We start from the raw sequence: 12,767 nt of genomic DNA, 5'->3' as shown, positions 1-12,767 counted from the left end.
CCTCCTTGGGTCAAATCAGTCCGGCGAGCGGGCTGGACGGGTCGGCATAGCGACGCTTGCCCATCCGCCCGGCGAGATAGGCCAAACGCCCGCTCTCGACCGCGAGTTTCATCGCGCGCGCCATCATCACCGGATCCTTGGCCTCCGCGATGGCGGTGTTCATCAGCACGCCGTCGCAGCCGAGCTCCATCGCCACCGCCGAATCGGACGCGGTACCGACGCCGGCATCGACCAGCACGGGAACCTTGGCGCCTTCGACGATCAGGCGGATCGTCACCTGGTTCTGGATCCCCAGGCCCGAGCCGATCGGCGCGCCCAACGGCATGATCGCGACCGCGCCGACATCCTCCAGCCGCTTCGCCGCGATCGGATCGTCGACGCAATAGACCATCGGCTTGAAGCCTTCCTTGGCCAGGATCTCGGTCGCCCGGAGCGTCTCGACCATATCGGGATAGAGCGTGCGCGCCTCGCCCAAAACCTCGAGCTTGACCAGGTCCCAACCGCCGGCCTCTCGCGCCAGACGCAAGGTGCGGATCGCGTCCTCCGCGGTGAAGCAGCCGGCGGTGTTGGGCAAATAGGTGACTTTTTTCGGATCGATGAAATCGGTCAGCATCGGCGCCTTGGGGTCGCTGACATTGACGCGGCGCACCGCCACGGTGACGATTTCCGCTCCCGACGCCTCGAGCGCGGCGGCGTTCTGGGCGAAATCCTTATACTTGCCGGTGCCGACGATCAGCCGCGAGCGGAAGGTCTTGCCGGCAACGGTCCAGGTATCTTCGGTGGCGGCGGAGGTGACGGGGGTGGCGATGTTCATGATACTGTCCTGTTCTTTCGTGTTCCTGCGAAAGCAGGAACCCAGGGCCAAACAACCAGCGGCCCGAGATAACCCCTAGGCTCCTGCTTTCGCAGGAGCACTGGAAGGTTCAACCGCCCCCAACGAAATGGACGATCTCGATCTCGTCCCCATCCTCGACCGGGACCTGGCCAAGCGTCGACCGCGGCACCACTTCCAGATTGCGCTCGACCGCCACCTTCTCGGCCGCCAGTCCGAGCTCCTCGGCAAGCTGTGCGAGCGTCAGCCCGGCAAAGACGCGGCGATGCTCGCCATTGACGTGGATCGAGACGGTTCCGTCGGTGTGCATGGTATTCATGGCAAATCGCGATATAGGGACGCGACCGATAGCGCCACAACCGAAAGGGCAAGGGTGACCGAAACGATCCTGGTGCTGAACGGCCCCAACCTCAACCTGCTCGGAACGCGCGAGCCGGAAATCTATGGGGCCGACACGCTCGACGACATTGCCGAGAGACTCGAAGAGCGCGCGCGCGAACTCGATCTCGAGATCGACATGCGCCAGTCGAATCACGAAGGGCATTTGATCACCTGGATGCATGAGGCGCAGGGGTCGGACGTAAAAGCCATCCTGCTCAATGCGGGCGCGCTGACTCACACCAGCATCGCGCTGTACGATGCGATCAAGGGCATCAAGGTGCCGGTGATCGAGGTGCATTTGTCCAACCCGCTGGCGCGCGAGGAATTCCGTCACCAGAGCTTTGTCGGTCGTGCCGCGCGCGGAACCGTTTCCGGGTTCGGTGCACTTTCATATATGCTGGCGCTTGAAGCCGCCGCCCGACTCTGACAGAGGGCGCGCCTTTGAGTCAGCCTCAATAGGGCGAAGAAGGGTCGAATGGCAGACAATAAGAATGATGGGGGCATGCGAGTCGATGTCGAGCTGGTCCGCCAGCTCGCGACTCTGCTCGACGAAACCAACCTGACCGAGATCGAGGTCGAGGATAACGACCGGCGCATTCGCGTCGCGCGCGAGGTGCATTCGGTCACCGCGGCGCCGGTTAGTTATGCCGCACCGCCAGCGGCCGCCGCTCCCGCCGCCGCGCCGGTCGCTTCGGCGCCAGTCGCAGACCCCGCGCCTGCCGCGAGCAGCGCCAATGCGGTCAAGTCGCCTATGGTCGGCACCGTCTATCTGGCGGCGAATCCGGAAGCCAAACCGTTCATCGCGGTCGGCCAGAAGGTCGCCGCGGGCGATACGCTGGTGATAATCGAGGCGATGAAGGTGATGAACCCGATCACCGCGCCGAGCGCCGGCACCGTGTCGGCGATCCTGATCGAGAACGGCCAGCCGGTCGAGTTCGACCAGGCGCTCGTAGTCGTCGAGTAAGCCGACAAAATATGCCCGAGATCAAGAAACTGCTGATCGCCAATCGTGGCGAGATCGCGCTGCGTATCCATCGCGCGTGCCACGAAATGGGGATCAAGACGGTCGCGGTCCATTCGACCGCGGACGCCGATGCGATGCACGTACGGCTGGCCGACGAGGCGATCTGCATCGGTCCGCCATCGGCGACCGGATCGTACCTCAACATCCCCAACATCATCTCGGCCGCCGAGATCAGCCATGCCGATGCGATCCATCCGGGCTATGGCTTCCTGAGCGAGAATGCCCGTTTCGCCGAGATCGTAGAGGCGCACGGAATCATCTTCGTCGGGCCCAAGCCCGAGCATATCCGCACGATGGGCGACAAGATCGAGGCCAAGCGCACCGCCGGCGCGCTCGGCCTGCCGCTGGTGCCCGGCTCGGACGGCGCGATCAGCGATATCGGCGAGGCCAAGACAATCGCCGAGGCGGCCGGCTATCCAGTGATCATCAAGGCGGCATCGGGCGGCGGCGGGCGCGGCATGAAGGTAGTCAACTCGCCCGAGGAACTCGAAACCCAGATGCAGCAGGCCGGCAGCGAGGCCAAGGCCGCGTTCGGCGATGCCACGGTCTATCTCGAAAAATATCTCGGCAATCCGCGCCACATCGAGTTCCAGGTGTTCGGCGACGGCAATGGCAATGCCATCCATCTCGGCGAGCGCGACTGTTCACTTCAGCGCCGCCACCAGAAGGTGCTGGAGGAAGCCCCCTCCCCGGTCATCACGTCCGAAGAGCGCGAGCGGATGGGCGGGATCGTCGCCAAGGCGATGGCCGATATGGGCTATCGCGGCGCGGGGACGATCGAATTCCTGTGGGAAGACGGCGAGTTCTACTTCATCGAGATGAACACCCGCCTTCAGGTCGAGCATCCGGTGACCGAGGCGATCACCGGCCTCGACCTGGTCCGCGAGCAGATCCGCGTGGCGGAAGGCCATGGCCTGACGCTTCGCCAGGAAGACGTGCAGTTCCGCGGCCACGCCATCGAATGCCGCATCAACGCCGAGGATCCGCGCACCTTCGCGCCGTCGCCCGGCCTGGTGAAGCAATATCATGCGCCCGGCGGGATGAATGTTCGCGTCGATAGCGGGCTCTACGCCGGCTATCGCGTGCCGCCTTACTACGATTCGATGATCGCCAAGCTGATCGTCTATGGCACCACGCGCCAGGGCGCGATCCGCCGCCTGCGCCGCGCGCTCGAGGAATTCGTGATCGAGGGGATGAAGACCACCATCCCGCTGCACCAGGCGCTGATCGAGGATCCTGAATTCCTGCAGGGGCAGTACACGATCAAGTGGCTCGAGGAGTGGCTCGACAAGCAGGAGGCCTGAGCGGGCCGGTTGAACAAGGGGAGAGCGGCGTGAGGAAAGCGATCATCCTGTTGGGCCTGGCAGCGATAGCCGCCGCCCCCGCCTCTCCCGTCACCTCGCTGGCCGGTCGCTATTCGAAGCATTTCCAGAACGGGATGGTCGACGGATCGAAATTCTGGTCCGACGATGTCGTCGAGATCGTGCCCGTCGACGCCGCCCACGCTTATTTCCGCGCCGAACTGGCCTTCTACAACGGCCATAGCTGCTCGATCGCGGGAGTCGCCAAGGCGGTCGGCAACAAACTGGTCTATCGCGAAAAGCAGGCGAGCTATGATGGCGGCCCGACCTGTCGCCTGACAATCACGACCAAGGGCAAGAGCCTGCTGCTCGATGATGGCGACGGCAGCTGTCAGAGCTATTGCGGCGCGCGCGGTTCGCTCAGTGGTTTCGACTTCATTCCACTCTCGTCGAAACGGCCGATCAGCTACATGGCGCGGCTGAAAGGGTCGAGTCAGTACAAGGGTGCGATCGACGCCTGGCAATCGGGCAAGACCGACTGACGCCGGTCTTGCCCGACCGCTTCATGCCGCCGCTGGGGGATAAGGCGGCATCGGGGAGGTGATCGTGTTGGGGATCGCGCTCGTAACTGGCGGATCGGGATAATATTGCGTCGTCTGCTGCACGCCCTGCGCGGCGGCGGTACCGCTCAGCAATTCGATCAGCTTGAGCGCCTCGTCGAGCCCCGACGATATCCCGCCGCCGGTCAGCCGGTTGCGATCGACCACGAAGCGCGGATGCCCGTCGGCGACTGTCACATCGGGATAATTCTGCATCAGATACGGGATGAACGCCCAATGCGTGGTCGCGTTGTATCCGTGGAGCAGCCCGGCCGCCGCCGCCAGCAAAGCGCCTTCGCACACCGAACACACCCAGCTGCTTTGCGCCGCCTGCTTGTCGAGGAAATCGAGCAGGTCGCGTGCCGGATCGTGGATGATCCGCGACAGCTGGTCCGGGCTGCCGCCCGGTATCCACAGCGCATCATAGGGAATGGCCTGGGCAGGAAGGCCGTTGGGCACGTCGAACACGAAGCCGTTGTTCGCGACGACCTTGCCCGGGACTTCGGCGACGAGGTCGACCGTGTACCCGGCCCAGGAGAACATCTCCGACGGCCCACACACGTCGAGCAGGTCGAAGCCCTGATAGAGCGGCATCAGAATACGCATCGGCCGTCTCCCGCCCGCGTCAGAGGATCTCTACCTTGAAGGGCAGCTCGGCCTGGGTCGCCAGCGCGCGCACTTGTCCGGCCGACTGGAACGACGGTGGCACGTCGCCGATCGGTCCGTTGCGCGTGTGCACGACGACGTTGACCCCGCTCGCCGCGCGGTCGGCGGCAATCTGGAACTCGCTGCCCGCGCTCAATCGCGTCTGGCAATTCGCGCAGCCTGTCACGTTCCAGCGGCTGAGCACCGCCTCGGCGCCGACCAGCCGATGCGCGCCGTCGACTTCGGCATAAGCGGCGATGATGAACGATCCCGCGATCTTCGACCGGTCGATCCCGCTGACCCGGACCTGACGCGTCGCCTCGCCCGCGGCGAACATCGCGACCGGCGGCGACGGTGCCGCGAACGCGTCGAGCGAGCCGGGGCCATAGGTGTAACCGAGCTGACCTTCGATATCGACGCAATCGCTGCTGACGAACGTGCTGCCGTCGGCGCGCTGGAAAGGGATCAGCGGGGTCGCCATCGTCAGCATGTCGCCCTGATTACCGCCGGCCGGCGGCTGGTTGTTGGCGTAGGACGCGCCCGGATCCTGCATGTCGATCGTGAAGTCCTGGGTAGCGCCTTGCCGGCGCTGCCAGATCCAGAAGGCATAATCGATGAAGCAATGATGGAAGAAGAAGATCGGATCGAGCGCCGCGGTGTCATTCTCTCCCATGTCGCCGTTCGCACCGGCGATCGGCGAGGCATTATAGGCCGGGATGTCGAACCCGCCGACCGCGAGATGGATGTAGTTGTGCGGCGATTCGAGCGCGACCACCGGCTTGTCGGGATTGGCCTTGTTCCACGCGCGCATCGAGGTCGTATTCGAAAACAAGGTGTAATTGGGCGCGTCCAGGCATTTGTGGAATTGGTCGACGACGAGCCCGCGCGTCACCGCGCCCGAATAGACCGGCATGGTCAGCCACGCCATGATGTTGGCGTCGAGCGTCTTCACGTTCGCGGCATGATTGGGGAAGCCGGCGTTGTGATCCTGCGTCGCCGACTGGTCGGCCGGCGTGCCGACCAGTCCGGATAGCGGATAGCGCACGGTCTCATACCCTTGCGGCTTGCTGTAGCTCGGGCTGTTGGGATCGCTGCCGCTATCCTGCGACACCTGGTCGACGATCGCCAAAGGCAGCGCGAACGAGCGCAGCGGATTGTCGATCAGCACGCCGTCGAGCTCGAACTTCTCGTCGGTCAGCGCGCGCGGGATGCCGTTCGCCTGTGAATCGGCGCTGCATTCGTCCCAGAAGGGCAGCGTGACGCTCTCGCACCCCGGAATGCTCTGCAGCGCCTTTTCCAGCTTGTAGAGATAGGCGCGGTGCCAGGTGGGAAAGAGCACGGTGGCGTGCTGGCAATAGCCGCCCCACCAGGCATTCGCATAGGCGCCGGGACCGCGGAACGGCTCGCCGTGGAAGCCGCCGAGCATGAAGAACGAATTGGGGTCGCCGGGAGGGAGTTCCTTGATCCCCTTCCACGCGCGCATCAGGTTCTCGAGCTCGGTCTTGTTGCCGGCGTCGTAATCGGCCTGGATATCGGCGATCGAACGGCGAATCCCGGGTGTGGCAGGCGTGCTCATGCGTCGAATCCCCTCAACGTGTTTAACGGCGATTTAACAATACAGGCGGGTTACAGGCCAATTACGTATAATCTACATTCGATATGTCCATTTCAGACATAATTATTCCATCCATTTTGACTGGATATCGAACTTCATGCGAAACATAATACTTCTTCGTACAAAGCTACAAGCCAATTTATTTTCGCAATTCCCTTTGCCACAGCGGATATAAGTGATAATATTTACTTCACTTCTGCTGGAGCGATGGCGCGATGCTTGGTGGCAAATGGACCTATCGCAGCTATCACAACTCGACGACCCTGGTCGGCGACGATGCCGCCGCGGCGCTGGCGCTGATCTTCGGCGAAGGTGTGTTCGACCTGACCGAGGGCGCTACCGGCAAGGTGCACGGCACGCTCGATATGGGCGGCGGCTATGCCCTGGCCATCAGCGGCACGGCGGGTGGCGCCGATCGCGAGGACTGTCCCCGGGTCTTCGCGCTGATCGGGCTCGGCATCGACGGCACGCCGACCGCCGGCTGGCGGTACGATTATCGCGGGGTTCCGGCCTATTCCTGGCCCGACGGCGTGAACCAGGTCCCCTGCCTGGTGGGGACTGTGGTGCGGGTCCATGCGCATGGGCCAGGGGCGCCGGCCGGCGTCACCGCGTCGTTCGTCGCGGTCCGCCAGCCCGACATCGCATCCGCCTCGCAGCCGGGCGGCGGCGGCGCGACCACAGGGTCGTGACGACCGCGCCGCGTCGGATCGCCGCGCTGGGCGGCCTGCCCGCGCTGGCGATCCTGGCGGCAGCGCCAGTGACCGCGGCAGGGCCGGGGCAATTGTGGCTGCCGCTGTGTTCGGGCGGCGAGACGCATTGGGTGGCGGTGCCACGCGATCCTGGCCACCCCACGCGCGACGATCGCCCGCACAGCCTTTGCGCGCATGCTGCCTGCACGCGCGAAACACGGCTGGCCCGCAAGGTCAGGCTGACTTAGGTTAGCCGGGCCGGCCGCATGCCGGGATGGAGAGGGCCATGTTCATCGGTCACTACGCGCCGGCCTTCGCCGCCGCGACGTCGCCCAAATCGCCGCGGCTCGGCGCCCTGTTCGTCGCCGCGCAACTGGTCGACATCGCGTTCTTCAGCTTCCTGATCCTGGGCGTCGAGAAGATGCGGATGCTGCCCGGCGCGACGGTGATGAACGCCATGGACCTGTACGATATGCCCTGGACGCACAGCCTGGCCGGGGCAATCGGCTGGGGAGCATTGTTCGCGATCGCGGTAAAGATGTTGGGCGGCAGCTGGACCGCGGGCGCGATCGGCGGCGCGGTGGTGGTGTCGCACTGGCTGATCGACCTGCTGGTCCATCGCCCCGACCTGACACTTGCGGGAAGTCCGCCCAAGTTCGGCCTCGGCCTGTGGAACCATCCGTGGATCGAGATTCCGTTGGAGCTCGGCTTCGCGTTCGGCGGACTATGGTTCTTCGTCAGCCGGACATGCGCGACCGGCGCGATGGGCAAATGGTCGCCCTGGGCGCTGGCGATCGGCATGGCAGCGCTGCAGGCGGTCAATTGGACGACGCCGCAGCCGAGCGAAGCCGGTCCTGCCCCCGCCTCCACCGGTTGGCTCGGGCTGTTCGCTTATGCCGTGCTGGCCGCGCTTGCCTGGTGGGTGGCGCGGACGCGGTGTTTGGCGTAGCCCCTCCCCAAATCGGGGAGAACCGGATGCCGTTGGTCGCAGAGCTCAAGGGATTGCAGCGCAAGCAGGTCCATTCGATCTGGGCGAGCTATCTCGGCTGGACGCTCGATGCGTTCGATTTCTTCCTGTTGGTGTTTATGCTGTCGGCGATCGCCAAGGAATATGGCACCGATGTCCATGCAGTGACGTGGGCGATCACTTGTACGTTGGTCGCGCGGCCGTTCGGGGCGTTCGTCTTCGGATGGATGGCCGACCGATTCGGGCGACGGCCGATCATGATGATCGTGATCCTACTGTTCTCGCTCTTCTCGTTCGCCTCGGCCTTCGCTTGGTCGCTGACCAGCCTGTTCGCGATCCGCACCCTGTTCGGGTTCTGCATGGGCGGCGAATGGGGAATCGGCGCCAGCCTCGTGATGGAATCGATCCCGATCAAATTACGCGGCCCGGTGTCCGGCCTGCTGCAATCGGGCTATCCGAGCGGCTATTTCCTCGCCAGCCTGGTCTTTTTCCTGTTGTTCGACGTGGTCGGCTGGCGCGGCATGTTCATGGTCGGGATCGCGCCGGCGATCCTGGTCTTCCTGATCCGGATGCATGTCGAGGAAAGCCCGGTCTTCGAGAAACGCCGCCACGAACGCCCGGCCAATCCGATCGGCGAATTGGCGAGGAACTGGAAGATCGCGCTCTACCTCGTGGTGCTGATGACGGCGTTCAACTTCTTCAGCCACGGCACCCAAGACCTGTATCCGACGTTCCTCAAGGAACAGCATCACTTCGACACCAAGACGATCGGGCTGCTCGCGATGATTGGCAATGTCGGCGCGATCGTCGGCGGAATCTCGTTCGGCATCTGGTCCGAACATATCGGCCGCAAGCGGGCGATCATCGTCGCCAGCCTACTCGCTTTGCCGATCATTCCATTATGGGCCTACGCCACGACCCCGATCCTGCTGGCGATCGGCGCGTTTCTAATTCAAGTCGCGGTGCAGGGTGCCTGGGGCATTGTGCCGGTGCATCTCAACGAGCTGTCGCCCTCATTGGTGCGGGGCATGTTCCCCGGCTTCGCTTATCAACTCGGCAATCTGATTGCTTCTCAGAATGGGCCGATGCAGGCATCGCTCGCGAAGAGCCATGGCGGCAATTACGGCTTCGCGCTCGCACTGGTGGCCGGGATAACCGTCATCGTCCTGGTGATCTGGACCGCGCTCGGGCCCGAGCGCACCGATGTCGATTTCTTGACGGAGAAGACGAATTGAAGGCGACGATCTGGCATAATCCGCGCTGTTCGAAATCGCGCGAGACGCTGGCGATCCTGCAGGCGACGCCTGGCGTTGAGGTCGAGATCGTCGAGTATCTCAAGCACCCGCCATCGCGCGACGAACTCGCGGCGCTTTATGCCGCAGCGGGCATGACGCCGGCAGAGGGACTGCGCAAAGGCGAGGACGGGGCAAAGGCGCTGAAGGGCGCCGATGACGATGCGATCCTCGACGCCATGGCGGCGAATCCGATCCTGATCGAGCGCCCGCTGGTGGAAACGCCCAAGGGCGTGCGGCTGGGCCGACCGCCGGAAAAGGTGCGCGAAATCCTGTGACCGCGCATGGCGGTCGGGCCCGGACCGCAGCCCGGGCCCGACGCTTCATTGGTTCGTGGCGGTCGTGACAGTGGTCTTGGTCTTGACGGTCGCCGGCGCCGCCTTGCGGACGACGTGGCGGCGCGTCACGACGCGTTTGCGCGGGACCGTCTTGGTGACCACCTTGGTCGCCGGCGCGACCGTCTCGGTCGTTACGGTCGTGCTGGTCGGTGCGGGCGCCGGCGGTGGCGGCGGCGCGGCGATGACTACCGGGGCCGGCGGCGGGGCATTGCGCGCAGCATCGGCCGCAGCTTCGGCAGCGGCCGCGCGGGCATTGGCATCGGCCGCCGATCGCGCGGCGTCCGCGGCAGCGGCGTCGGCCGCCTGCTTGTCCTCGCGGGCGCGAGCGAGCTTGGCGCGCTGCGCCTCGCCCAGCGCCTGATCGGCCAGCATCGAGGCGTGATTGGCGTCGGCGATCGCCTGTTCCTTATGATCGCCCGCTAGGTCCTCTTGCGCGGTGCGGAGCGCGGCCTGCGCCTGGGCCAGCAACCGGGGTACTTCGCCCGCGGCGCCGACCTTGCCGGCGGCATCGACCTTGGCCTGGGCGGCGGCGACAGCTTCGCGCGCCCGGTCCTTCTTCCCCTGCCCCAACGCCGGTGACGCGGCGACAAGTGCGACCCCCGATACGCACGCCAAAATGGTTGGGAAACGCATGTTACTCTCCTGTCCTTTGGAACCGCCGCACAACGATCGTTACGGCGAAGCGGTTCCGAAACAGTCTGGACGGGTGACGGATGCGGCCGAGGCCGCTAAGGGCGTGCGGCATGACCGGAATCACGCCCGAAATCGTCGCCGAACACGGCCTGTCGCCCGAGGAATATGAGCGCGTCCTGCACGCCATGGGACGCGAACCAAACCTGACCGAATTGGGCATCTTCTCGGTCATGTGGTCCGAACATTGTTCGTACAAATCGTCGCGTATCCATTTGAAAAAGCTGCCGACCAAGGCGCCCTGGGTGATCCAGGGCCCGGGCGAGAATGCCGGCGTGATCGACATTGGCGACGGCCAGGCGGCGATCTTCAAGATGGAGAGCCACAACCATCCGTCGTACATCGAGCCGTATCAGGGTGCGGCGACCGGAGTCGGTGGCATCCTGCGCGACGTGTTCACGATGGGCGCGCGGCCGGTCGCCAACCTCAACGCGTTGCGCTTCGGGCGGCCCGACCATCCCAAGATGCGCCACCTGATCGCGGGCGTGGTCCACGGCATCGGCGGCTATGGCAATTGCGTCGGCGTGCCGACCGTCGGGGGCGAGGTCAATTTCCACGCCGCTTATGACGGCAACATCCTGGTCAACGCGATGACGGTGGGCGTGGCGGAAACCGCGAAGATCTTCTATTCGGCGGCGTCGGGCATCGGCAATCCGATCGTCTATGTCGGCTCCAAGACCGGCCGCGACGGCATCCACGGCGCCACCATGGCGTCGGCCGATTTCTCAGAGGATTCGGAGGAAAAGCGCCCGACCGTGCAGGTCGGCGATCCCTTCACCGAGAAACTGCTGATCGAGGCATGCCTGGAATTGATGGCGTCCGACGCGATCGTCGCGATCCAAGATATGGGCGCGGCGGGCCTGACCTCCTCGTCGGTCGAGATGGCGTCGAAAGGCGGCGTCGGGATCGAGCTCGACATGAACGCGGTGCCGTGCCGCGAGACCGGCATGACGCCGTATGAGATGATGCTGTCGGAGAGCCAGGAGCGGATGCTCATGGTGCTCAAACCCGGCCGCGAGGCCGAGGCGGAAGCGATCTTCCGCAAATGGGAACTCGATTTCGCGGTCATCGGAACAGTGACAGATACCGGCCGCATGGTGTTGAAATTCAACGGCGAAACCGTTTGCGATATTCCGCTCGGTCCGCTCGCCGACGACGCGCCAGCCTATGACCGGCCGTTCGTCCGCACGACCCCGCCGGGGGACCTGACGGACGAACCCGAATGCACCGACCTCACCGGCGACCTGCTCAAGCTGATGGCGTCGCCCGACATCGCCAGTCGCCGCTGGATCTGGGAGCAATATGACCACATGGTCGGCGCCGACACCGTCCAGCGCCCGGGCGGCGACGCCGCCGTGGTCCGCGTCCATGGCACGCAGAAGGGACTGGCGATCACCACCGATTGCACCCCGCGCTACTGCCTGGCCGACCCGTTCGAAGGTGGAAAGCAAGCGATTGCAGAAGCTTATCGCAACATCTGCGCAGTCGGTGCGAAGCCGCTGGCAACGACCGACTGCATGAATTTCGGCAACCCGCAGCGGCCCGAGATCATGGGCCAGTTCGTCGGCGCGATCGAAGGCATGGCCGAGGCCTGCGCCGCGCTCGACTTCCCGATCGTGAGCGGCAACGTCTCGCTTTACAACGAAACCAAGAATGACGACGGCACCGGCTCGGCGATTCTCCCCACCCCCGCGATCGGCGGGGTCGGCCTGCTGCAGGATTACACCAAGAGCGCGACGATCGCGTTCAAGCATACCGGCGACGCGATCCTGGCGGTCGGCGAACGTTGCGGCCATCTCGGCCAGTCGATCTGGCTGCGCGAGATTCATGGCCGCGAGGATGGCCCCCCGCCCCCAGTCGACCTCAAGGCCGAGCGCCGCACCGGCGAGTTCATCCGCTCGGCAATCGAACGCGGCCTGATCAGCGCGTGCCATGACGTCTCCGACGGCGGCATGGCGGTGACGTTGGCCGAGATGGCGCTGGCGAGCGGGATCGGCGCGATGATCAACGAGGCGCAGCCGTTCGGCGTGGCGGGATCGTTCTTCGGCGAGGATCAGGGCTTGTATCTGGTCACCGTTCCCGACGAGGGGCTCGCTGAATTCCTGGCCGATGCCGCCGCCGCCGATGTGCCCGCCGATCCGATCGGACGGACGATCAAGGACCGGCTGATCTTCGAGCTCGACGAAGGCGATTGGTGCGTCAGCATCGCCGACCTGCGCACTGCGCATGAAGGCTTTTTCCCCGAACTGATGGGCGACACGATCGCTTGATTGGGCTGCTGGAGCCGGACGAAGTTGAGCTAGTTCCTCCCTACGCGGAGCGTGGGGAGGGGGACCAAGACGCGCAGCGGCTTGGTGGAGGGGCCGCAGCGGCGCAGCCGCGAGGATGGGGCAT

At 64.8% G+C, this 12,767-nt stretch carries 14 protein-coding genes and 1 pseudogene; 10 read left to right on the top strand and 5 right to left on the bottom strand.

The features are described from left to right. Nucleotides 1-10 precede the first annotated feature (10 nt). Both SPR01S_RS13805 and thiS read right to left on the bottom strand, forming a co-directional pair. On the bottom strand, nucleotides 11-814 hold the full coding sequence (locus SPR01S_RS13805; RefSeq protein ID WP_066590428.1) for a bifunctional sulfur carrier protein/thiazole synthase protein: 804 nt from the start codon (nucleotides 812-814) through the stop codon (nucleotides 11-13). A gap of 112 nt (nucleotides 815-926) precedes the next feature. Next, a pseudogene (gene thiS, locus SPR01S_RS13800) lies at nucleotides 927-1,142 on the bottom strand (sulfur carrier protein ThiS); the annotation flags it as partial. Between the two features lie 63 nt (nucleotides 1,143-1,205). Between thiS and aroQ the strand changes: the two are divergent. Genes aroQ through SPR01S_RS13780 form a run of 4 tightly spaced genes read left to right on the top strand, consistent with a single transcriptional unit; the run spans nucleotide 1,206 to nucleotide 4,080 of the window. After that, entirely contained in the window at nucleotides 1,206-1,640 is a 435-nt protein-coding gene (aroQ, locus tag SPR01S_RS13795) for a type II 3-dehydroquinate dehydratase (RefSeq protein WP_066590427.1), read from the top strand. A 48-nt stretch (nucleotides 1,641-1,688) separates the two neighbouring features. Further along, nucleotides 1,689-2,177 (top strand): acetyl-CoA carboxylase biotin carboxyl carrier protein, encoded by a 489-nt coding sequence (gene accB, locus SPR01S_RS13790; protein WP_066590426.1) that lies wholly within the window; start codon nucleotides 1,689-1,691, stop codon nucleotides 2,175-2,177. Between the two features lie 11 nt (nucleotides 2,178-2,188). Next, nucleotides 2,189-3,541 (top strand): acetyl-CoA carboxylase biotin carboxylase subunit, encoded by a 1,353-nt coding sequence (gene accC / locus SPR01S_RS13785; RefSeq protein WP_066590425.1) that lies wholly within the window; start codon nucleotides 2,189-2,191, stop codon nucleotides 3,539-3,541. A gap of 29 nt (nucleotides 3,542-3,570) precedes the next feature. Then, nucleotides 3,571-4,080 carry a hypothetical protein gene (locus SPR01S_RS13780; RefSeq protein ID WP_066590424.1) on the top strand — a complete coding sequence of 170 codons (510 nt, stop codon included), beginning with the start codon at nucleotides 3,571-3,573 and terminating at the stop codon, nucleotides 4,078-4,080. 21 nt (nucleotides 4,081-4,101) lie between these two features. Here SPR01S_RS13780 and SPR01S_RS13775 read toward each other — a convergent pair whose 3' ends face one another. Both SPR01S_RS13775 and SPR01S_RS13770 read right to left on the bottom strand, forming a co-directional pair. Next, nucleotides 4,102-4,743, bottom strand: coding sequence for a DJ-1/PfpI family protein (locus tag SPR01S_RS13775; protein ID WP_066590423.1), 642 nt, complete (start codon nucleotides 4,741-4,743; stop codon nucleotides 4,102-4,104). Nucleotides 4,744-4,762: 19 nt separating this feature from the next. After that, nucleotides 4,763-6,358, bottom strand: coding sequence for a tyrosinase family protein (locus tag SPR01S_RS13770; protein WP_066590422.1), 1,596 nt, complete (start codon nucleotides 6,356-6,358; stop codon nucleotides 4,763-4,765). A 254-nt stretch (nucleotides 6,359-6,612) separates the two neighbouring features. On the opposite strand from SPR01S_RS13770, the gene SPR01S_RS13765 reads away from it, so the two are divergent. From SPR01S_RS13765 to arsC, 5 genes are read left to right on the top strand one after another with little or no spacing between them, the layout of a single operon-like run. After that, nucleotides 6,613-7,086 carry a hypothetical protein gene (locus tag SPR01S_RS13765; protein ID WP_066590421.1) on the top strand — a complete coding sequence of 158 codons (474 nt, stop codon included), beginning with the start codon at nucleotides 6,613-6,615 and terminating at the stop codon, nucleotides 7,084-7,086. Beyond that, the gene (locus tag SPR01S_RS13760; protein ID WP_066590420.1) at nucleotides 7,083-7,334 is read left to right on the top strand and encodes a hypothetical protein; all 252 of its coding nucleotides are present in this window, start codon (nucleotides 7,083-7,085) and stop codon (nucleotides 7,332-7,334) included. Before SPR01S_RS13765 ends, SPR01S_RS13760 begins: the two co-directional genes overlap by 4 nt. Before the next feature lie 38 nt (nucleotides 7,335-7,372). Further along, nucleotides 7,373-8,035 (top strand): hypothetical protein, encoded by a 663-nt coding sequence (locus SPR01S_RS13755; RefSeq protein WP_066590419.1) that lies wholly within the window; start codon nucleotides 7,373-7,375, stop codon nucleotides 8,033-8,035. A 26-nt stretch (nucleotides 8,036-8,061) separates the two neighbouring features. Further along, a complete protein-coding gene (locus tag SPR01S_RS13750; protein ID WP_066590418.1) occupies nucleotides 8,062-9,288 on the top strand; it encodes an MFS transporter in 1,227 nt (408 codons plus the stop codon). Beyond that, nucleotides 9,285-9,623: an arsenate reductase (glutaredoxin) gene (arsC, locus tag SPR01S_RS13745; RefSeq protein ID WP_066590417.1), complete on the top strand. Its 339-nt coding sequence runs from the start codon at nucleotides 9,285-9,287 to the stop codon at nucleotides 9,621-9,623. The genes SPR01S_RS13750 and arsC overlap by 4 nt, the downstream gene beginning before the upstream one ends. A 45-nt stretch (nucleotides 9,624-9,668) precedes the next feature. Here the strand turns inward: arsC and SPR01S_RS13740 are convergent, their stop codons facing one another. Beyond that, the gene (locus tag SPR01S_RS13740; RefSeq protein ID WP_066590416.1) at nucleotides 9,669-10,316 is read right to left on the bottom strand and encodes a hypothetical protein; all 648 of its coding nucleotides are present in this window, start codon (nucleotides 10,314-10,316) and stop codon (nucleotides 9,669-9,671) included. Nucleotides 10,317-10,426: 110 nt separating this feature from the next. Between SPR01S_RS13740 and purL the strand changes: the two genes are divergently transcribed. Beyond that, nucleotides 10,427-12,643, top strand: coding sequence for a phosphoribosylformylglycinamidine synthase subunit PurL (purL, locus tag SPR01S_RS13735; RefSeq protein ID WP_066590415.1), 2,217 nt, complete (start codon nucleotides 10,427-10,429; stop codon nucleotides 12,641-12,643). The last annotated feature ends 124 nt before the right edge of the window (nucleotides 12,644-12,767 follow it).

The organism is Sphingomonas pruni NBRC 15498, from assembly GCF_001598455.1.
GTDB classification, from domain to species: Bacteria; Pseudomonadota; Alphaproteobacteria; order Sphingomonadales; family Sphingomonadaceae; genus Sphingomonas; species Sphingomonas pruni.
The sequence above is the reverse complement of the archived record's forward strand: the minus strand, read 5'-3'. Positions and strand labels throughout refer to the sequence as shown.